Annotated in this window: 15 protein-coding genes; 14 read left to right on the forward strand and 1 reads right to left on the reverse strand. The window is 50.3% G+C overall.

The features are described 5' to 3' along the window. The first annotated feature begins 96 nt into the window (after positions 1–96). From JOE45_RS20100 to JOE45_RS20150, 11 genes are all read left to right on the forward strand, one after another. Positions 97–1773 carry a serine/threonine-protein kinase gene (locus JOE45_RS20100; protein WP_280875169.1) on the forward strand — a complete coding sequence of 559 codons (1677 nt, stop codon included), beginning with the start codon at positions 97–99 and terminating at the stop codon, positions 1771–1773. Continuing rightward, on the forward strand, positions 1770–2666 hold the full coding sequence (locus tag JOE45_RS20105) for a CpaB family protein (protein WP_210022651.1): 897 nt from the start codon (positions 1770–1772) through the stop codon (positions 2664–2666). Before JOE45_RS20100 ends, JOE45_RS20105 begins: the two co-directional genes overlap by 4 nt. Further along, positions 2663–3901, forward strand: coding sequence for a CpaE/TadZ family protein (locus JOE45_RS20110; RefSeq protein ID WP_210022650.1), 1239 nt, complete (start codon positions 2663–2665; stop codon positions 3899–3901). The genes JOE45_RS20105 and JOE45_RS20110 overlap by 4 nt, the downstream gene beginning before the upstream one ends. A gap of 14 nt (positions 3902–3915) precedes the next feature. Further along, positions 3916–5334, forward strand: coding sequence for an ATPase, T2SS/T4P/T4SS family (locus JOE45_RS20115; RefSeq protein WP_210022649.1), 1419 nt, complete (start codon positions 3916–3918; stop codon positions 5332–5334). Continuing rightward, complete coding sequence (locus JOE45_RS20120) at positions 5331–6317, forward strand: type II secretion system F family protein (RefSeq protein WP_348632564.1); 987 nt, start codon at positions 5331–5333, stop codon at positions 6315–6317. Before JOE45_RS20115 ends, JOE45_RS20120 begins: the two co-directional genes overlap by 4 nt. 14 nt (positions 6318–6331) lie before the next feature. Further along, complete coding sequence (locus JOE45_RS20125; RefSeq protein WP_210022647.1) at positions 6332–7261, forward strand: hypothetical protein; 930 nt, start codon at positions 6332–6334, stop codon at positions 7259–7261. A 32-nt stretch (positions 7262–7293) separates the two neighbouring features. Next, entirely contained in the window at positions 7294–7470 is a 177-nt protein-coding gene (locus JOE45_RS20130) for a hypothetical protein (RefSeq protein WP_210022646.1), read from the forward strand. Next, positions 7467–8012, forward strand: coding sequence for a hypothetical protein (locus JOE45_RS20135; RefSeq protein WP_210022645.1), 546 nt, complete (start codon positions 7467–7469; stop codon positions 8010–8012). The genes JOE45_RS20130 and JOE45_RS20135 overlap by 4 nt, the downstream gene beginning before the upstream one ends. A gap of 179 nt (positions 8013–8191) precedes the next feature. Then, positions 8192–9292, forward strand: a complete 1101-nt coding sequence (locus JOE45_RS20140; protein ID WP_210022644.1) for an S-layer homology domain-containing protein — start codon at positions 8192–8194, stop codon at positions 9290–9292. Between the two features lie 717 nt (positions 9293–10009). Next, a complete protein-coding gene (locus tag JOE45_RS20145; protein WP_210022643.1) occupies positions 10010–16660 on the forward strand; it encodes a glycoside hydrolase family 78 protein in 6651 nt (2216 codons plus the stop codon). Positions 16661–16979: 319 nt separating this feature from the next. Further along, complete coding sequence (locus JOE45_RS20150) at positions 16980–17357, forward strand: ATPase (protein ID WP_210022642.1); 378 nt, start codon at positions 16980–16982, stop codon at positions 17355–17357. Between the two features lie 75 nt (positions 17358–17432). Here JOE45_RS20150 and JOE45_RS20155 read toward each other — a convergent pair whose 3' ends face one another. Continuing rightward, on the reverse strand, positions 17433–18491 hold the full coding sequence (locus JOE45_RS20155; RefSeq protein ID WP_210022641.1) for an EAL domain-containing protein: 1059 nt from the start codon (positions 18489–18491) through the stop codon (positions 17433–17435). A gap of 150 nt (positions 18492–18641) precedes the next feature. Here JOE45_RS20155 and gatC point away from each other — a divergent pair, with 150 nt between their 5' ends. From gatC to gatB, 3 genes are read left to right on the forward strand one after another with little or no spacing between them, the layout of a single operon-like run. Beyond that, the gene (gatC, locus tag JOE45_RS20160; protein WP_210022640.1) at positions 18642–18929 is read left to right on the forward strand and encodes an Asp-tRNA(Asn)/Glu-tRNA(Gln) amidotransferase subunit GatC; all 288 of its coding nucleotides are present in this window, start codon (positions 18642–18644) and stop codon (positions 18927–18929) included. A 29-nt stretch (positions 18930–18958) separates the two neighbouring features. Further along, on the forward strand, positions 18959–20416 hold the full coding sequence (gene gatA, locus JOE45_RS20165; protein ID WP_210022639.1) for an Asp-tRNA(Asn)/Glu-tRNA(Gln) amidotransferase subunit GatA: 1458 nt from the start codon (positions 18959–18961) through the stop codon (positions 20414–20416). 18 nt (positions 20417–20434) lie between these two features. Continuing rightward, positions 20435–21883: an Asp-tRNA(Asn)/Glu-tRNA(Gln) amidotransferase subunit GatB gene (gene gatB / locus JOE45_RS20170; protein WP_210022638.1), complete on the forward strand. Its 1449-nt coding sequence runs from the start codon at positions 20435–20437 to the stop codon at positions 21881–21883. Positions 21884–21907: the final 24 nt, after the last annotated feature.

Raw genomic sequence — 21907 nt, forward strand, 5'->3', positions numbered from 1 at the left:
TATGTCATGCTGATCCGGCATGCGTAAGGCGTTTTTTTGCCGTTCGGGGAACGGCTTTACGGAAGAAAGGGAAGGTGGATTATGGCAAGGCTTCCTATGGGATTGAAGCTCGGAGACGTACTGGCGGGACGCTACAGGATTGCGGCGCAGCTCGGAAGAGGAGGAATGAGCAGCGTATTTTTGGCGGATGATTTAAAGTTGAAGGGAAAACGCTGGGCGGTGAAGGAGACGTATGTGGGCGATGGAGCCGCTCATGGAAGTGACGAAGTGGAAACTGAAGCAGCCAAGAGGAGGCACATTCTGTTATCGGAAGCGGAGACCATGAGCCGACTCAGCCACCCGAACCTGCCGGATATCGTGGATTATGTTCCGCTTACCCGACATGGCTTCCTCTATCTGGTGATGGATTATATCGAGGGAGAAACTCTGCTGCAGCGTTTTGAAAGGCAGGGAAAGCGGATGACGGAGAGGCAGGTCGCCGAGCTGGCGCTGCAGCTGTGTGATCTGCTCGATTACCTGCACTCGATCCGTCCGGAGCCGATCATCCACCGGGACTTAAAGCCGTCCAATCTGATGCTGGACGCCAGCGGTCGGCTGCGGCTCATCGATTTCGGCACCGCACGAAGCTTCAAAGCGGACAAGAGTGCGGATACCGTCTGCATCGGGACGGTCGGGTTTGCCGCTCCCGAGCAGCTGGAGGGACGGCAGAGCGACCCGCGCACCGATTTGTACGGCTTAGGGGCGCTGATGTATTTTCTGCTGACCGGCGGCGTGTACTACAGCGCTCAGCGCTCGCCCAGCGAGGCGGCGGCATTGCCTGCGGGGATCGCGCCGCTCGTGCTGCGGCTGCTGCGCGCGAGCCCTGAGAGCCGCTGCTCGAGCGCACGCGAGGCGGGTTCGGAGCTGCGCCGTTGGCTCGCGCCGGCGCGGCCCCCGGCTGGGCCCGCGGCAGTGGCGGGAGCGGCGTGGACACCGCCGCTCGTAGTAGCGGTCGGCGCGTTGTACCCCGGCGCCGGCGCAACCTTTGCCGCGCTCGCGCTCGCGCGGCTGCTGCACGATCAGGGCGTGCCGCACGCCGTGATCGAGCCGTCTACGCCGCGTGCTGAGCTGCACGCGCTGCTGCTGGCGGAAGGGCATGCGCCGCCAGGGTACCGCTGCTACAACGCTCCGGGAGGCGGCTTCGGCCAGGCCGAGGAGCGCAGATGGACGGACGGCCACACGCTGTGGCTTCCCGCGGAGCCCGAGGAACAAGCCGGGTCGCCAATAGCAGACCCGAGCTACTGGTTCAAGCTGTTCCATGCCATCCGCCGCCCTGTGCTGATCGCCGACATTGGCGCTCAGTGGGAGCATCCTACTGTTAAGCAGCTGCTTGAGGTAGCGACGGATATCGTGTACATCGCCGATCCGTTCGTGCACAAGCTGGAGCTTCCCGCCGTACAGCGAGTGCTTAGACAGGTGCAGGCTTGGGTCGGACCGGGCCGACGGCTGCACTGCTTTGCCAACAAATGCCCGCGCAAAGCCGAGGCCTGGCTCCGCTTATTGCCCCAGCGTCCGATATGCGTGCTGCCTGCTCTGGATATCGCCGTCCTTGCTGCTGCTGAATGGAACGGCCGTCTGCCGCACGATGCGCCGCCCGTTCGGAGGACGCTTCGTGAGTCGATGCAGCCATGGATAAACAACCTGCTGCCGTCCGAAGCGAGCCCGTCCGGCGGAGGAGGCGGTAAGCTGCTGCGGCTTTTTCAAAGGAGTCATCAAGGGAGGAAATATAGATGAAAAGAGCTTGGGTCGTCGCTCTGCTGGGCTGTCTGTTGATGGCCGGATCGGTTGCGGGGTATTGGCAGTTCATGAAGCATACGCAGTTTCAGGTCGCCACCATGGAGACCGTCAAGCCGGTGCGCATGCTGCACAGCGGCGAGGTGATTGAAGCATCCATGCTGCGTAGAGCTATCATTCCGGTTGCGGCGCACCATCCGGAGGCCGTAACGGATGCCGGTTCGCTGATCGGTCAAACGGTGTTGGTTCCCATAGCGGACAACGAGGAGCTGGTCCTCTGGAAGCTGTCGGACCGCCGTCTGGTACCGAAGGAAGGCGAACGGTATTTCAGCTTCAAAACGGATGCGGCTGCGAATGTGGGCAATATGGTTCGGAAGGGCGACCGTGTGGACGTTTGGGTGGAGTTTGAAGCCCCGAAGCTGATCAAGACCGCTTCAGGTGCCGTATGGAGCGTCGGTGCGGTTAAAGTCATTGAGCAGCTCCCGGTCACCGGTGTGAAAACGCCTGAAGGACCGGAGGTGACCGATGCTTCAACAGTGGAAGCGGTCGTGCAATCGAACCGTCAGCAGCTCCAGAATACCCGGTCCAAGCCGAACGGAAAGCCGGAGCTAAACACCTATCTCATGAACGATGAAGTGTATGAGGCATTTGTGCTGGGGAGTATTGCCGGCAGGATCAAGCTGGCTTTGCCCGATCTGACCGAGCCTGGTTCAGACTCAGGGGCCGTCACGGGACTGTTTCGCGAACTGAAGGCAGCCGATGCTTTTACCCAAACGAAAGAACAAATTCAAGTCAGAGGTGAGCTCGATCAAAGGCAGGTCAGTGGTAATGGAAACATTGAAACAAGCTTAGAAACAAGCTTAGAAACCAAGGAGGTGCAGCCTTCATCATGACCAAGCTATTACTTGTTCACCCAGAGACGGATGCGGCAGATCGTCTGAGCGCCATGCTGGGAAGCGTTCGCGGATATGATATTTGCCATACGAGAAACAGGGATCTGTTTTTTTCACGAATGGAAGAGCCATTCGATATCGTGCTCGTGCATGCGGGATTATTATACGACTTGTATCCGTGGGAATGGATGCAGGCGCTGCGCAGAAATCAGCCGCAGGCACGGGTAACCCTTGCGCTTGACGCATCGGTTTATGATTCATTTCTGCTCGAGACGATCAGCCGAATGGCCGACCTGTTTCATTTTAGAACCGTTCCGGTCGGTCTTACCGATGACGAGATGCTTGAAGCGTTTGCCGCTCAAGTGAATCGTCGTCAATCGGACAATCCCGCTCACCGGGGAGGATCGCTCACCGCTATATGGTCTGCGGCGAGCAAAGACGGCGCTACGACGATTGCCGTGAGCACTGCACTCTCTTTGGCCGCTTCGAGTGGGATGACTATTGGTCTCATCGATGGCAACCTGCATAATCCCGAGATTCGCTCCTTCTTGAATCTGACCGATCCTAACTATAGCGGATTCAAGCTGCGGTCAAAGCTGCAAACTCAGACGCTTACCCCGGGCGATTTAGTCGATGCGTGCGTATCGTACCGAAAAATCTCGAATCTTCATATCTTAACCGGTTCCCGGCGGCGTGACACGGCTCTGGATGTGACTCCGGAAATGATGATTCATCTGCTGCACACTTGCAGAGCGGCTTTTGATATCACCATCGTTGATTTGAATTCCTATCCGGACAACGCGGCAACTATTTGTACGGTGCGCGAGGCTGACCATCGCTGGCTTGTCGCCCAGAACAATTACGCATCGTTTCAAATGAGCTGGGGGGAATGGTACGAATGCTATTGGAAGTATGCCGGACTCACTCCTAAGGATATTTCACTTATTATGAACCGTACCATGGCTGAAGATAAGCCCGAGCGAATCGCGGAGCTTCTCCGTATGCCGCTTGCGGCGGCAGTGCCGAATATCCAGGGCGGGCTCGGCCGCAAAGCGGTTCATGAAGGAATTCCCCTTTATCAGACCTCGGGAACGGATAGCTTCACAGAACAAATCGACGGCCTAGCTGCGCAGCTTGCTCCCAAGGATGAACGAATCGGGGCTGGAGCACCTGCGGCAGCAGCGGTACGCCGCAGAGGGGGCTTTCTGCAGCGGTGGACCGCGCTGTTTGGATAAGGAGGGGGACTTTTATGGCACCGATCGAAAGGTTATCGCCTTCCATTCAGCCAAGAATCCGTTTTGATGCGGGACAGTATCTTAAAGACATGATGCAGGCGAAGCAGACCCAGAGCCGGATGGCAGTCCTGCCGTCTCAAACGGAACACCGAATGACGCTCCGGGAAGCTTCCAAACTGGTTTACGAGCATTTGACGGAACGGTCTAAGAAGGATCAGGCGCTGTATGAAGACATTTTACAGGCTGGACTTGGGGATCCAGTGGCCGGGGCGAGAATGAAGGCGGTCATTGATATCCTCTTAATGGAATACCGGATCGATATGGACCCAGACACGCTGATTTTCCCTTTATCCCCGACGGAATGCGTATTTGCCGAAACGTGCGGCGCCGGATTGATTGAGGATCTGTATCGTCTGCCGGATGTGGAGGAGATACAGGTGATCGGCTGCGACATTTTTCTGCTGCGAGGGGGAGAGATGACCCGGCACCACCGGAAATTCGCGTCCCTTGCAGATGTGCTGCTTCTGCAAGACCGCCTGTCGCTTTGCGGCAAAAAGCCGATCAACCAAAGGCAGCCTTTCATCCAATCGTATATGTGGAATCGCTCTCGTCTTGTCATGACTCGTCCGCCGTATTCGGACGTTCCGAGTATCCATATTCGCAACTTCATTGTGAAGGACGTGACACTTGGGCATCTTGTGGAGCTTCAAACGATCGATGAACGGATGGCTCGGCTGCTTCAGCTCTTGGTACGCTATCATGCGAGCTTTTTGATCGGCGGGGGGACAGCAACGGGCAAGACGACGTTCCTGTTTGCGTTGGCGCAGGAAATTCCCGAGAATGAACGGATCCGGACGCTGGAGAAAGAGTTCGAGGTTGCTCTGCGAGATCGGCTGCGTGGTACCCGGAACATTCTTGCCGTGCGGGAAGTGGAGGAAATCGGCCTTACGATGGAAGAATCGTTCAAGCCGCTGCTTGTCATGAGCCCCCATTGGGTTATTGTCGGCGAAGCCAAAGGGTCAGAGGTGTCGCAGATGGTGCAGGGCGCTTTAAGGGGCCACGACATGATGGGTACAATGCACACCAAATACCGCGAATCGTTCATCAGCGATGTGGTAGACATGATAAAGCAGGATGGGCGGCAGCACGATCATAAAGATGCCGTTCGCCGTGCAGCCAGGGCTTTTAACATAGTTGTTTTCCTGCGTCTGATTCGGTGGAACGGGAAGCATGTGCGCATAGCCACGGAGATCACAGAACTGTCCGTGGATGAGCAACACGAGGTACGTATCCGCCCTTTGGTCGAGTGGGATTATCAGCGGAACCACTGGCGCTTCACCGGTCAACCGCTCAGCAAACCTTTAATAGATCATCTGGTAGCAAATGGAGCGAATCCGGACGAATTTCGCGAACTGGGAGTGTGGGGAGAGTGAGCGTATCTGCTGAGCTGATGCATGGCAGTCTGAAAGGCTTATTGCTCGGAGGCTGGGCCGCCGGTTCGTTTCTGCTGCTTGTTCTTTTGTTAAGAACGCTCAACGCGGTGCTGGTACGGAGAAAAAGATTCCGCTCGTTCGGCATACACGACTCCCGCAGGGGGACGCTAGCTTCCATCGCTCAGCTGAAGCCGGTAAAGCATTTGGCTGACGAAATGGAAGTAGCCGACATGAAAATCGGCGTAGAGATCGTCCTGGCCTTCATGCTCCTGCTGGCGCTTACCGGATTCTTCGGATCGGATGCCGCCATGGGATTGCTGCAGCAGAGATACGCTTATGGGGGTATAAGTGCACCCGACTACCATGTATGGTCGCTGAGTGGGGCAGTCGCAATATTGATCGGGTCGCTGCCTTATTTTTACGTCCGGTTTCGGGTGCAGCGTAAGCGACACCGGATTGCGTTTCGTATGATCATGCTGGTCCAGAATCTGATCGGTCACTACCGACCCAGCCTTACGCTTGCCGACGTCATCGTCAAGTCGTCCCGAACGATGCCTGATGAAGTGAAAAGCGAGTGGAGGCGGCTTGAGCTAGCACTGCACATGAAATCGGTAGATGAGGCGCTGTACGAATTCGCGAGGCGAGTTCAAAGCGTATGGGCCGACGACTTGGCCGATCTTCTATTGATCGGAGTCCATTACGGTACGGACATGACGGAGTCGCTGCATCATCTGGTCAGCCGAATGCAAACGGCCAAACGCAACGAGGAAAACCGGCTGGCCATGATTACGGTGTATCGGCTCGGGACCTCGTTTATGATCGGTTTCGCCTTTTTCGTGGTAGGATTCAACATTTATGCTGATGCAGCGAACTACAGCCATTATTTTCTTGATTCCGGCGGTAGAACGCTGCTGATCGTCTCTTTTGCCGTCATGTTCGTATCCATGCTGCTCGTGGTTCGGTCGGGACGGAAGGCTTTTTAACGGAGGATAGCGGAATGCTCGGTGTATTTTGGAACGTGTGGATGGTGTCTCATCAAGCTGTATTTATAGGTATGTTTACGGGCGGCAGCGCCTTGCTCTGGTTTTCACTTCTAGGACGGCTGCGCATGGGCCTGGGGCGTGCAAGCCGGTTAGCTCTTATGCTGGAGCGGATGAAGAAAAGGGAACGGGATTTCCTCTCGATGGAAAAAGAGCTTGAGACGCTGAGTCCTAAGGCGCGTGCTTTTGCGGAAAAAGCTCGTCTCGCAGGTCTTCCGTCCGATTGGGGCTACTATCGGTTTCAGATTTTACGTTCAGGGATGGCTCTGTCGCTTTTATCGTTAGGCTTTGTTGCGCAGGTGGCGAATCTGGAAGGGTTGTACAGCCTGTCCGCTGGATCTTGGATATGGATTACGCTCAAGGGTGGCATCTGCGTTGCGGTGGGTTGGTGGATGCCTCTGCTGTTTGTGCACGCGGTGGCAAGCCAAAGGAAGGGTGAGTATTTGATGGAAATCGCGAAGCTGGCTGAACGTCTCTCGGTATGCGTGAGCGAGAAAGCGGATATTCGCGATATGCTGATCCGCGCGGGAAGGCCATTGAAGCTGCTGAGCCCGCACCTTCAGGAACTGACGATCAATTGGGGCAGGGATCGGCGCGCCGCCATCTGGAGATTTAAGGAGGCTGTAGGTATTTCCGAAGTGTTTCCGCTGGTCAATGCGCTGGAAGCGATCAGCCAGGCTGATGCCAAGGAAGTAGCCCAGGTGCTCAAGGAGCAAACCGAGAGCATTGAAACGACGCTGGCGGCCGAGATCAACCGGAGAATCGAGAACGCGCCTGTCTGGATCAGCTTTTATATCATGATTCCCTTCGGCATGATTGTGCTTCTGTTTTTGTACCCGTGGGTGATTACCATCTCCAAGCAGCTCATGACAAGCTTTCAGGGATAACGAATTAATAATATAAGAGAGGATGATTTTAAATGGGTAAATTGGTTATTGCTTGTCTTCTTACCGTATTGCTGGGGGGCGCTGCCATGTTTATTGCGGGAACGCAGGTAGGGCCAGCCGTTGGAACCAAGGGCACGAGTCTCAGCACGAGCATTTCGACCGCTACAGTGAATCAGGTAAGCGGTGCAGTAACGGCGACTGCGCCTTGAAAGAGCTGCTGAGCCGGGAGGAGGGCAGCGCGCATTTACTGCTGTTCGCTCTTTTCGGCATCATAGCGGCTGTGATCCTCTGGGTTACGGCATTTAACTGGATGATGCAAACGCACAGCCAAAGCAAAACGAAACCGCTGCTAGACCGTATAACTCATGCGGCTTCTTTGAATATAGACCCAAGGGAGGCGGCCCTTGGCCGCTTGGTTTGGGACAGTGTGCGGGGGACGGACGATTTTTACAAGTATTTGCGGCTGAACCTTAAGCTTGGACCGGATTTGACTCCTTTACCGGGAAGCCATCTGAAGGAAGCCCCGATCATTCATCACTTGGAGCATGTGACCAGTCCAACGTATCCTCATGTGCTGAGCCGGACTATCACTGTCCACAGCGCCACCGACAGACAAACGACCCGAAGCGTAAACGTCACCATTTACGGACCGTCCATTGTCGCCATCGTGGAAGTGAACCGTTCCCTTTTGGGCCAGCAGCACAGCGAACCGATCGTCCTCAGCAGTGTGGCAAGTGTGAGATTTCGTTAGGTGGTGCCATTTGGATACGATTACCTGTAAAAAACCGGTACATAAGCTACAATATACCTATGATTGGAAGTGGCTGTCCGGGAGAAAAGTCCTGACTGGTGGACGTTGGCTATACGAAAATTTTACCGATAGCTAACCCAACTTAAAGCTGCTGCGGACAACAAATTAGGGGAGTGTAAATGATGAAAAAATCACTAATTTTTACGGTACTGATGTCCATGCTCGCAACCGGCTGTTCGGTTCAAACCTATACTGTGGTCAATGCAGCCGCACCGATTGCTCTGAAAGATATAGATAACCACTGGGCCAAAGATAGCATCACCAGAGCTATAGAAAAGGGCTACGTCGATGGTTATGAGGATGCAACGTTTCGTCCCGATCAAACCATTACCCGAGCCGAGTTTATTAAAATGGCCGTTACCGCTCAAGGGATCGCTAAAGGGGAGGCCGGTAAAGAGTGGTATCAAGAGTATGTAAACGCGGCACTGCAAGGCAGCATACATAACGAAAAAGATTTCAAAGAATACACTTCGTCGATTTCCCGGTTGGAAATGGCCCGCATCTCTCTGCGGTCTTTGGATAAAAACCAGATCGGAGAATCCGATGATCAAAAGCTGATTTACGATACGGTGAAGCTAGGCTTGATGCAGGGGATGCAGGGCGGGGAATTGGCCTTGGATCAAACTACCACTCGTGCGCAGGCAGTAACAATCATCGAGCGAATTTTGTCGGTACAGAAGGGTGAAAAGCTTCCGGTTGATAAAACTGCACTGAGTTATGCGGAAATTGACTATCGTCACAGCAACATTGAAACGATGACGGGGATGACGCCTACTAATTTGCCTATCACTCACGAAGTCAGCGGAGTTACGATGACGGTGAAGCAGGTAATCGTTGTCGATATGACTGATCCAAACAGCGCTTATTATGATTACTTTAGGTCGCGAGGGGCAACTAAAGAATATCGTGCAGAAGAAAAATATCCGATAACGGAAGACTATTTCATTGCTATTCGTTTGGCCATCACCAATAAGGAAGAACGATCAGATGCTGAGAACGTGTCGTTGAGATTTATTGCAGATATGGGAGGTTTTTATAGTGCTGCTTTGAGGAGCGACATTGCACCTGTAATTGATTATTCGAAACTGGGTACTGTTGAGGGATGGTATTGCTTTGCGAAGAAAAAGGAAAAAGTAGAAGCAGAAATTAAGCAGTATAAAAGTTTTCCATTATACCTTACTACGACAACAAGTGGAGCTGATTTCATCTTCTCTAAATAAGGAAGTGAACTATTACTCATGTTTCGAAGAAAACGGACATGGATTTCCCTAATAGCCATAGCCATTATTAGCGCTATGGCCTTTTCTCTAATATTAGACACTACACATGCGCAAACAAAATATGTAAATTTTGCTACTAATAATTTAAGCGATAATCCTGTAGGCCCAATAGATCTACCAACCGAAACTCTAAACTTAAATTTAGACATCACAGGTCCTGGGCCTGTGTTGAGCGCTAAGTTATACATGAAAAAATCAGATGGGAATTATGAACTTCATACGACGCTACGCAAAGGGGCTAGCAGTATAACAGCAACCGTTAATGGTAATATGAAACCCGTCTACGGCTATAGTTATACCAATCCAGGACACCATGTGTTTCGCTTGCCCAATGGTCAGCGATGGGAACATAAAGGTCAAGAGACTGATGTAATGCAATTTTCAAACGAATCAACTTTCGAGGGAGGATCATATTCTAAATACCCCGGAAATATCCCTAATTGGGGGTGGATTAAACACAGCGATACGAGTTATACTCCGGTTTCCGAATATCGAACGGATTTAAGATATGCATATAACTACGATAACGCGAAATTGCCGGAAGATCGTAGACCTGATCTTAGGCCTAATGATAATTATGTTGGGGCAGCTGTTACCCACGATTATGTTGTAAGGTCACCAGAAGTATGGAGGATTGCTAGAGATGACGTCAATAACATGCCGAACGGAAAGATAATAGAAAGTGAAAAAATTGACAAAAACACAATCGAAATTTACGATGCAGGGCCTGTAGATGATTATGAAAATAGACCCAACCCCTTTTACTGGGGTAAATCCAAAAAAGAATTAGGCAAAGGTGATGTTAAAGTTCGCATGCATTTGTCTAATGACCTGAGACAAGCTAGTACACAAGAATTTTTTGATGGTGACTACTACATCAACCCCAGCTCCCTCGTCCCACCTTATGGTCATGACCGTAACTATCTGATGGGAGTGAGAACATTCTGGAAAGCGTTGACCTACACATACGAGGGATACGTTGAAATCGAGTATGATTTATCCAAACCTGATCTAGTGGCGCAAGATATAAAATCGCTTAACGGACAACCCGAAATCGGCGTTCCTGCCACCCTGCAGCTGACGATCGGATCCCAAGGTAAAGCTGTAAAACCGGACGACGCGTTTGTGGTCAAGGTGTTTCTCAGGAACGCAACGCAATTATACAGTCATACGTTTCGAGGGAGCGATTTTTCTGGCTCATTAACGATCTCCGACACGTTCATTTATACGTTCCCAAGCGTGCAGCCGCAAGAGTTTATACTACACGTGGACTATTACAACCAGATCGCTGAAGAAAACGAGAATAATAATAAAAAGAACGTTACCATTACGCCTGGCTTTGGAATCAAGGGCAAATTCAACCTTACCCCATCGACAATCAAATACAGGGAACCATTTACGCTAACTCCAAGGGATTTTGAAATTCCAGCCGGCTGTACCTATAACGGACATTATTACAAGATCGCACGTACGAATGGCGATTGGTGGATTACACCGAAGGTCATGGGGGAAATGACATCTTCTACTCACAGCTATCCAGCCTATAGAGATTACATACTTGTTGGTGAGAATAGGATAACTCTCAAAATCTCCACGAATTGCGGAGATACGGATTGGATCGATGAAAAGCCACTCAACGTGATTGAAGATCCGAATAACGAGCCTCCGGTGTTTACGGCAGGATGGTTCTATGACGGCGATCGGAGAAGTGTGCAACCGCCCCCGTATTTCGTAGTCGGGGATATGGTAAATGTCCGCATCATTAATGAACCGAATGCGACGCCACCAAGACCGTATGATCCGGATAATGATCCGATCTTTTATCAGTGGCATTTTTTTACGAATACGGATCCTTGGATTAAAAAAGTAGGGGAGATTTTGAGGGGGCAATACGGCAATGTTCTCAATGATGAACATTATGGGAGGATTCTTGCCGATGAAGCAGGTGAATTTTTCGTTCAAGTAACGGGTAGCGACGGCCGTGGTGGTGAAACGACGCGAAGTGCTTGGATGAGCGTATTGGAACCGAATCCGATTCCGGTCTGCAGCGTACCGGCAAAAGTGAAAGAAAACCGACCTGTACCCGTTGGATCTATTCATGCTAACAAGAGTTGGAGCCCTCCTAATCGCTCCATTGACCATGCCAAAGATGTGTGGACGAATAAGCTGGATAGATATCCGAATGGCACGCTCCAGGATGTCATCGCTACGGTCACTTTGGAGAAAGTTACGGACAGCTCCGGACTTGAATCAAAATCAACCAGTACATGCAGCATCCTGGTCCATCCAGACTTCCCGCCGATAGCAAAAATCCCGGTTCCAAGCGTTGGCATCAGGAATCAAAAGATTCATGTTCCAAATCAGTCATACTCTCCGGATGGAGATATTGTTGTTTTCATGTCGTACAAGTACAAATACGACAGCAATAACAACGGTTTTGCTGATGATACGTGGCAATTGCTAACGGGTAGCATGAACGGATTTGACTTTACGCCGATGAAGGTTGGAAGGTACTTATTTTACGCTTATGCTTGCGAAGATTACGGAAAATGTGGAGATACAAGGGAACAGCCGGAAGCGAGTCTTATGCTGGATGTTCTCAATGATGCTCCGGAAGTATCCTTTACAGTGGATGGGAAAAATCAACAGCCGGATTTGAATCCACCCCAGGCATTCCCGGCCAGTACGATTTTATCCCGATGGTCGTTGTTTCATGTCAACTCGAACCAGTCATTAAGTAACCGTTCCTATGCTTGGAGCATTAAGAATGGAGTTCTATCCGCAGGAGCAGGGAAGGGGATGGAAAAGCAGTACGAGTATTGGAACAGTCAAGCACAAAACAACTCGACTAGCGGACCGTATATTACTTTTACAGCGTTTCAAGATGCGGGGCTTGGGCCTAATAGTATATCTCCATATAAAGGGATGATATCTAGTACTAGGGACTTGTCGAGGTCACAGCCGATTCTTACACCTTATCCACGATCAACGGATGTTAACCAACCATATACTGGGTTAATTCCTGCTGAAATGGGTAAATTGATGCGATCAAATGAAACTCATTTGTATTTTGATCAGATCGATGATTATTATAAGAAAACTTACTTCTATGCTTACAATAAACATAGAGTTCCAAGGCATACGGCTCTAATGGAAACAGGTGGACAAGGAAGCCAAGCGCAAGGCCGGCTGGTTCATAAATGGCTTGATCCGAGTCCTTATGATTATATGTTGGATGTAACCATTTTCCCTGAACAGGCGCGTACTAATGTCCCTGTATTTACGACTTCCGATCAAAGCAGAGATCCAAACTTCCGTACAAAGGCGAGTAACGGTGATTTTAGCGGAGCATCTTCAAGTACTCCAGTTAATGGTGGAGCCGTGCAAAAGTACGAGGTTTCAGGGGAAACTCTCTATGTCATTTATAAAATCAATCGTCCTTCGTATTACTATCAAGCTTATGGGGAAGATGGCATTTATGCTACCCCAGGTGGGTATCATGAAGGTTATTCTGGATCTCAAGATATCGTGGCAGTAACGTATGATTTACATACGGGAGCGTATATATCGCACAGTAATGTGTCGAGTAACCCGATGTTTATCAAAACGAGAAGCGCTAGTGACCAGTTTCAGCTTATGCCTAAAGGCGATAATATGATCGTTTTCGTCCGATATGATTATAACGGCGCTATGGATTATATTGAATATGATAGAAACGGGAAAGTTGTTACCTATGGAAATCTAGCATTTCCTACCGCTTCTTTCATGTACACGTATTCATATGTGAATTGGATGGGCAATGTTGTTAGTGATTCAACTCCTCAGCCATATTATTGTTCTTATCGACCCAACATAGAGAGAGAATTTTATAAGGACGATAGTGAGAATGTTTACTTCTTTGCCTTTAATACGTGCAGACAAGTGAGTGGAGACACGAATAAAGATCTGAACCAATACAACCATGCAGATACGCCGGTTGGGTTGTATGTCATGAAGGTGAATATGGAGACATTCGCCTTTACTCCTCTTGCGAGAACAAGCGGAAACAGTACTAACTACCCTTCGCAATCTCCATTCTCCATACCGTCAGAAAATTTGGGGATCATGTCGCTTAATTCCTTTACGGGTGATTTGTTTGCACGCACGTTCCGTGTGGATTCAACAACGTTAAAGGGTGAATTTAATGAGCGCATAAACATCAACACCGGAAGTAAATCCGTTTGGGGTATTGCGCTTAAAGAAGCAGCCCACCGATTTGTCCCTAATTTCTTTATGCGTACAGATGCTCAGTATCCTTCGGGGCGATGCACGTACACATCTAGCGGAAGTTGTGATTGGTTCGATTGGCATCACAATGAAATCATCGGTGAATCCTGGAATGCCGCTGGAACAAATCGGGATTATGCTATAGACAAAACATTCGGCCAATACATCGGGGACGGTCAATACTTATCCATCTATGGTGGAAATGTCGGAGGGAACAAAGCATCAAAAAAGTTCATGTTTCTTGATGTAGGTACGCCACAAACAAATGAAATCTTTAATGGCATCAAACTTGGGCAGTTTGTCTCGGATGTCGACGCCGATCATATGCAAGTTACCTTTTCCATGACACTGAGGAAACCGGCTGCTAGTCAAACGAAACTGGCCGGGTATTCTTTCCGGATGCTTGATCCGATGAACCGGTATGCGGTGGAGTCAGATGGGAACACGGTCTATTTGAGCCGCTATGTCGGAGGTAATCTAACCGTGCTTCGCAGCGCGGGGTATCCATTTGCAGCGAATCAAGCATATAGCTTCCGTATTAAAGCAGTCGGCAGCCGCATAGACGTATGGCTCAACGGTATCCCTGTCTTTTCGGATGTACAGGACACTACCTTCACCAGTGGCAAAATGGGGCCGTTTACGGACAAGCCTTATGTAGATTTTGGAGGTATTTCAAGTAAGGCCGTCAGTGAGGATATCCAATGGCTATCCAATTATGTGATTTGGGAAGAAGGGACGGCTACCGCGGAAGTAAGGTACAACAATATTACCTTTACAGATCCGGAGAATGACCCTATAGCTGGATCATACCAATGGAATTATATGCATACACCTAAATTTTTGAAGCATCAGGGGCTTTCGTCTCTCAATGGACAAACCTTTTCATCAGAACGCTTGACCTTTGATAAGGTTGGTCTGTATGCAGTAACACTTCGGGCCAAAGACGACCCATTCCCGGCACCGCAGTATAAATATCCAAATATGACATTTGATTCATATCGGAAAAACTCAAATCCATTCCAGCAGATGATCACGGTTCACCGCAGGCCCATTGCACAATTTACGCTTTCAACGGGTTCTGGCGGCATAATCAACTGGAATGATACAAGTTATGACCCGGATCGTTACGATCCGGCGACCCATACGTTTTCTTCTTCAGATGAAGGAAAGATATACACCAGCAATCGTGGCGTCTTTGAACGAAAATATTGGTACGCTAAACCATCAGGAGTGTACGTCGAAGGGAAATTGACGAGGCCCGACGAAGCTGGAACCTATGAAGTGTTCTTGTCCGTGCGCGATGAATATGGGGCGTGGTCCCAACCGGCAAGTCAGACCATGGTTTCAGCCGGTAATGTCCCGCAAAATGCTAAGCCAACAGCGACACTAACCTTTCCGAACGGAACGAATGCGGCTCCAAGTCTTTTATTTACAAGCAAGCCGCAAATCCAATGGAATCAGTACGATACCGCAGGGACCGTGTTCCAGGGATATCACGTAAAGGTGATGCATGAAAACGGACAAATCTATACGGAAAGCGGAGAAGCAGCGCAATCGACAACCAGCAATTCGGCATCATGGAACGTACCCATTGATCTGCCGGTTGGAGTGAAGCTTCAAGTACAAGTTCGCGTCAGTGACGGAGAAGCTTGGTCCGAATGGTCAAACATCGGTTGGATGCGGGTGAACAGTCCGCCCACAGCAACGCTCACGTATCCCAATGGCGCGAATGAAACGACACCGAACATCATCAATACGCGTCAGCCAACCCTGTCTTGGATTCAAAATGATATTGACGGTCAGAGTTTGCGAAGTTTCAGGCTGCAGATCATTCAACGTCATTCACATGGTGCGGAAACGATCGTTTACGATGTGACGAGAGCACAGAACGATCCAGCAGGAACGAAGCATTTTACGGTGGATAGCGACTTGCCTAATGGTGTTCTTCTGTATGCGAAAGTTATGGTTTCCGATGGATTCCTATGGTCCAATGGGTCGAATATCGGATGGTTCCGGATTAACTTTGCGCCGGCAGTTCACTTAACGTTCCCTACGGGGACTTATGCGTATCCATCCATAGGCGGTGTGCTGCCGCTTATTACTTGGAACCAGACAGATCCGGATCCGGATACGAGCTACTCAAGGTATCAAGTGATTATTGCAAGAGAAAATGGAACGGTTCTTGTAGATACGGGACAAATATTGCAAAACACAAGAACTGGTCATGGAAGCTATCAAGTACATCATCCCCTGCCTTCTGGTATTAAAGTTCAAGTTAAGGTGAAGATATGGGACGAGTATACGGAATCGGCCTGGTCTCCCTTAGGGTGGATGTACACCAACCGTTCGCCTACAGGCAACCTTACATTCCTCACACCAATCTATGAACATGATAGGCCAACATTCACGGTTAGCCAGACGGACCCGGACGGGGATGCCATGAGGGTTCTCGTCGAGGCAAGCTTTAACGGTGGGGCTTATACTCAAATCGCGCAATGGGATGATGCGGCTTCCGGCGCAAGGCAAACCTTCACTTATGGACCGCTTCAACAAGGGAATTACACGCTTCGCTTATCCCTTGACGATCGCAACGGCGGAACCTACTCGCAAATATACACATTTGCCGCACTTCCTTTGCATATTACGGGATGGGTAAACCATACGCCGGAGTGGGAAAGTTACCGCCAGACTTGGAACGCAAAATATCCGCAGCAGCAGAGGGGGACCGGGGATTTTTGGGCCGGAGAAGCGTTTGAACTGTCCGCTCAGGTAACGGATACCGGAGTCAGCACGACGAAGCCCCAGTACCTGGATGTAACGCTCATGGAAACGGGAGAGAATGTTCTTCTTGCTTCGGGTGACGACATTCGATTCACGGGCCAATTGCTGAATACAGACCACGCTCGACTGCTGCAGAACGGAGAGGAGTACACTTTCCGGTTCAGAGTCCGTTGGACGAACGGTTTGGAGCAAACAACGGAGGTGCCAATAAGCATCGTTGGAAGCATATACGACGTTATAGTGAACCAAATCCGGCACTAAATGGCCGAAAAAGCGGGGAATTCGCGACGAATTCCCCGCTTTGCTTATGTACGCTGTTGGGGATCACTTAAAGGATGATTCGGCCTTCCTGCTCTATATAGTGGCATGATCATAGAACAATGATCGTACTCTCACTAGCAATTGCTTAGCCCCCAAAAAAGTGATAAGATTAATAGGGTTAATTTGAATGCTTCTGGTACCAGTGCAATAACGATTCATGGGACACCTCATCGTTACTATTCTATCAAAAATTTATCATATAGGATTTTAGACATGAATCAAGAGGCAAGGGCCGGTAGGATCAAGAGGGGGAACGTCCATGCTGCGGTTAGGACAAAAAGTATATATTGTCGGGGACAGTTTCGAACAAAATTTGCCGATCGATGAATATGGCTATATCATTGCGTATGACCGCAATGCAGATAATGTATTCGATTATGTGGTGCGTGTGCCTAAGGCGAACAAGCATTATTTTGTACCTGGAGCGGATGTCGAGCTGGAGGAAGTGCTTCTGCAGCAGGAGGTCGACCGGGTGGAGCGGGAGGCGCTGATCGATTATGCGCTTGCCACGAAGAATGAAGAGCTGTTCCGCCGCGTTATGAATGGCGATTCGGAGGAGCCTGTCGCCGAGACGAACAAGGACGTGCAGACGAGCGAAGACTTTATTAAACAAATCCATTTGAAAGCGTGGATTTAACGGCGAACGAAACGCCGATACAACTAAACGGTCAAGAAAATCACCGCCAGAAGGTGATTTTCTTGACCGTTTTTGTTAATTCTCCATATCCGGAAGCGGCCTGGGGGAAGGTTTACCAAGCAAATAGCCTTGGGCAAGCTGGATGCCAGAAGCCTTGCAATACTCCCATTCCTCCGAGCGTTCCATCCCCTCAGCCAGTACAACGCCCCCGAAGGAGCCGGCTCGGCGGATGATTTCATGAATTTTTTGCTGCTTCTCGACATCTTCATCACAGTGATCAGTTAACCCGCGGTCGATTTTCACATAATCTGGCCTAAGCGCCGACAGGACACCCAAGGTAGCAAAGCCGGAGCCTACGTCGTCGAGCGCTACCTTTACCCCATGCTGACGGTAGACGGCAAAAATATTTTGCAGGTGTGTGATATCTGCAATTTTCTCGGTCTCTACCACCTCAAACACAAAATCCTGCGGATCCAGCGACAAGCGCTCGATCGCCGCGAAGGTATGGGTCAGGCAGTAGTTCGGATTATAAATGGATGAAGGTAAAAAATTAACGAAACGCTTATACCCGGTGGGAAGATACTGAGCGCTTGTCTGAATGGCCGAGATTCGTGCGGATCGGTCGAGAAACGAGTGAAGACCTGTTTGCTGGGCGACGGTAAACAGGTCGAAAGGTTTAAATAAAGGGCCGTCTTCCGAGGCCCGCAGCAAAAACTCATAACCGAATATCTTTCCTGTTGCCGTCTCGAAAATCGGCTGCATATGGCTGGTGAACTGTCCGTCTAATATGATGCGAACCACATCCTGATGCTTCATCCGTGCGAAAAATTGCTTGAAGGAGACGGCGTCCGAAAGCTCGGCTGTATCTTGTGGACGCTCTGATTCGGTAATGCGGAGTTTTACAAGCTCCTGCTCTTTTTCGCTGATAGCGGCTTGCAGTGCGCTTAGAGATTCGAGCAGCTGTTCTTTGGAATCGTAGCGAAAGGAGAGTCTTAAATCCTTTTTCTCTTGCATGATCATTAACGATGTGCTTGTTTCCTGCAGCTTTTCCGCAATCGAAGGTTCAGTTGATTGAACGAGCAACCATCCTTGATCCTGTATCGGAGCTACCCGGCTGCACCCAGAACAACTCATGAATTCAGTCTCCTATTCTAGTTCTAAAATGTGGATTCTATTATATCATTTATTACCTACCCGGCCTATAACCTGCTCACAAACAATTGAGTTCAAAAACCATCTAGGCTATAATAAAAAGAATGATTGCTGAAGAGTGAGGTGCAGGAAATGAGTATCACAATCAAGGATGTGGAGCACGTAGCCGCATTGGCCAGACTTGAACTTGGGGATCAGGAGAAGGAGCGGTTCACCGAGCAATTGAATGCCATATTAAAATATGCAGAGCAGTTGGATCAACTGGATACAGACGGTGTCGAGCCGACTAGCCATGCGATGCCGCTCGTAAACGTCATGCGCGAGGATGCCGTTAAGCCGTCTTTGCCGATCGAGAAGGTTCTGCTGAACGCGCCGGATGAAGAAGACGGACATATCAAGGTGCCGGCGGTATTGGAATAACGTAAGATTTACGAAGGGAGGATTTTCGCTTGTCTTTGCTTAATTTACGTCTTCAAGAATTACATAACAAGCTTCATGCCAAAGAAATCACCGTCTCCGATCTGGTGGACGAATCGTATAAACGAATTGCTGCAGTTGACGGCAAGGTGAAAGCTTTTCTTAAGCTGGATGAAGATAGCGCGCGGAAGGCGGCTAAAGCTTTGGACGAGCAATCCGGAGAGGGGCATCCCCGCGGACTGCTTTTCGGGTTGCCTATCGGTGTGAAAGACAACATTGTTACCGAAGGTGTAACGACGACTTGCGCGAGCCAATTTCTTAGCAATTACAATCCGATCTATGATGCAACCGTTGTGAGCAAGCTGAAGGAAGCAGAGGCCGTCTCTGTAGGCAAGCTGAACATGGACGAGTTTGCCATGGGAGGTTCGGGTGAGAATTCGAGCTTTTATCCAACGCACAACCCTTGGAACCTCGAACATGTTCCGGGGGGCTCCAGCAGCGGTTCCGCTGCGGCGGTAGCGGCGGGCGAGGTGTACTTTTCACTTGGCTCAGATACCGGGGGATCGATTCGTCAGCCGGCAGCATATTGCGGCATTGTTGGAATGAAGCCGACATACGGCCTGGTGTCTCGTTATGGTCTGGTGGCATTCGCCTCCTCCCTCGACCAAATTGGGCCGCTGACCAAGAACGTCGAGGACAGTGCTTACTTGCTTCAAGCGATTGCCGGTCATGACCCTAAGGACTCGACATCACTAAACACGGATATTCCAGATTATATTGGCTCCTTGACGGGAGACGTCCAGGGACTGCGCATCGCCGTGCCGAAGGAATACCTTGGTCAAGGGATTGATCCGAAGGTGAAGGATGCCGTGCTTACGGCATTGAAAGTGTTTGAAGGCTTGGGAGCCGTCGTCGAAGAAGTATCGCTGCCGCATTCAGAGTATGCCGTTGCCGCATATTATCTTTTGGCGTCCTCGGAAGCGTCCTCCAATCTGGCTCGTTTCGACGGAGTACGGTATGGTATACGCGGCGAAAATCCGAAGAACCTGCTGGACGTCTATCTTAAATCCCGCAGCGAAGGTTTCGGAAATGAAGTGAAGCGCCGAATCATGCTCGGCACCTATGCTTTAAGCTCCGGTTATTATGATGCATATTATTTGAAGGCGCAGAAAGTGCGCACTTTGATTAAACGCGATTTCGACCAAGTGTTTGAAAAATATGACGTGGTAATTGGGCCGACTGCTCCGACAACGGCTTTTCGGATCGGTTCGCAGACGGACAACCCGTTGACCATGTATTTGAACGATATCCTGACGATCCCCGTCAATCTGGCCGGCATTCCGGCGATCAGCATTCCTTGCGGGTTCTCGGACGGATTGCCGGTTGGTCTGCAAATCATCGGCAAAGCGCTCGATGAATCGACGATTCTGCGCGTAGCCCATGCTTACGAGCAGCACACCGACTTCCACAAGCAGCGTCCGCAGCTGTAATAGAAAGGAGCAACCTAAGTGACAGCAGCAACCGATAAGAAATACGAAACGGTCATAGGACTTGAGGTGCACGTAGAGCTGCACACGAAATCCAAAATTTTCTGCGGCTGCTCCACCGCATTTGGAGCTCCGCCGAACACGCATACGTGTCCGGTTTGTTTAGGACATCCCGGCGTGCTTCCCGTGCTGAACAAGCAGGCGGTGGAATATGCCATGAAGGCAGCGATGGCGCTCAATTGCCAGGTTGCAACGGAAAGCAAATTTGACCGAAAAAACTATTTTTACCCCGACTCCCCTAAGGCTTACCAGATTTCACAGTATGACAAGCCTGTGGGCGAGCATGGCTGGATCGAGATCGAAGTGAACGGCGAGACGAAGCGTATCGGCATTACGCGTGTGCATTTGGAGGAAGATGCGGGCAAGCTTACTCACGTGGACGGTGGTTATGCTACGCTTGCCGACTACAACCGGGTAGGCACTCCGCTGATCGAAATCGTATCCGAGCCGGATCTCCGCTCTCCCGAGGAAGCGCGGGCTTACCTGGAGAAAATCAAGGCGATCATGCAGTACTGCGACGTTTCCGACGTGAAGATGGAGGAAGGGTCCCTTCGCTGCGACGCAAACATTAGTTTACGGCCGTTCGGACAGAAGGAATTCGGTACGAAAGCCGAGCTCAAGAACATGAACTCGTTCCGCGGCGTACAGCGCGGCCTGGAATACGAGGAGTGGAGACAGGCTGACGTGCTCGAAGGCGGGGGTAATGTCGTGCAAGAGACGCGCCGCTGGGATGAGGCACAGGGCAAGACGCTGACGATGCGCAGCAAAGAGCAGGCCCACGACTATCGTTATTTCCCGGACCCGGACTTGGTATCCATGCATATCGACGAGGAGTGGAAAGCACGGGTGCTTGCGTCAATTCCTGAGCTGCCAGATGCGCGCAAAAAGCGTTACGTGGACGAATATGGTCTGCCGAGCTACGATGCGGAGGTTATTACCTCTTCCATCAAGGTGGCTGATTTCTTCGAGGAAAGCTTGAACTTTACGAAAGACGCTAAGGCGGTTTCCAACTGGATTATGGGAGACCTGCTCGGGTATTTGAACGCAAACAACCTGGAGCTTGGCGACGTGAAAATTACCGGTAAAGGTCTTGGAGAAATGATTGGCCTTTTGGAAAAGGGGACGATCAGCAGCAAAATCGCTAAAACCGTATTCAAGTCCATGCTGGAAACCGGCAAAGATCCTCAGACCATTGTTGAAGAGCAGGGTCTGGTGCAAATCAGCGACGAAGGGGCGATTAAAGCCGTTGTCGATCAGATTGTAAGCAATAACCCGCAATCGGTTGCCGATTTTAAAGCGGGCAAAGAAAAAGCGGTCGGGTTCTTGGTTGGACAAGTCATGAAGGAAACCAAAGGCAAAGCCAACCCTGGATTGGTGAACAAGCTGATAATCGAACGCCTTAACAGTTAATGTGAATCAAGTGGTATGCTCCTT

Origin of the sequence: Paenibacillus sp. PvR098 (genome assembly GCF_017833255.1) — a bacterium.
Lineage (GTDB): Bacteria > Bacillota > Bacilli > Paenibacillales > NBRC-103111 > Paenibacillus_G.

Coding starts and splice junctions, on each gene's coding strand:
- JOE45_RS20140 (WP_210022644.1), top strand. CDS start 8,192: ATGATGAAAAAATCACTAATTTTTACGGTACTGATGTCCATGCTCGCA.
- JOE45_RS20125 (WP_210022647.1), top strand. CDS start 6,332: ATGCTCGGTGTATTTTGGAACGTGTGGATGGTGTCTCATCAAGCTGTA.
- JOE45_RS20115 (WP_210022649.1), top strand. CDS start 3,916: ATGGCACCGATCGAAAGGTTATCGCCTTCCATTCAGCCAAGAATCCGT.
- JOE45_RS20100 (WP_280875169.1), top strand. CDS start 97: ATGGGATTGAAGCTCGGAGACGTACTGGCGGGACGCTACAGGATTGCG.
- JOE45_RS20105 (WP_210022651.1), top strand. CDS start 1,770: ATGAAAAGAGCTTGGGTCGTCGCTCTGCTGGGCTGTCTGTTGATGGCC.
- JOE45_RS20110 (WP_210022650.1), top strand. CDS start 2,663: ATGACCAAGCTATTACTTGTTCACCCAGAGACGGATGCGGCAGATCGT.
- JOE45_RS20145 (WP_210022643.1), top strand. CDS start 10,010: ATGCCGAACGGAAAGATAATAGAAAGTGAAAAAATTGACAAAAACACA.
- JOE45_RS20150 (WP_210022642.1), top strand. CDS start 16,980: ATGCTGCGGTTAGGACAAAAAGTATATATTGTCGGGGACAGTTTCGAA.
- JOE45_RS20130 (WP_210022646.1), top strand. CDS start 7,294: ATGGGTAAATTGGTTATTGCTTGTCTTCTTACCGTATTGCTGGGGGGC.
- gatC (WP_210022640.1), top strand. CDS start 18,642: ATGAGTATCACAATCAAGGATGTGGAGCACGTAGCCGCATTGGCCAGA.
- JOE45_RS20155 (WP_210022641.1), bottom strand. CDS start 18,491: ATGAGTTGTTCTGGGTGCAGCCGGGTAGCTCCGATACAGGATCAAGGA.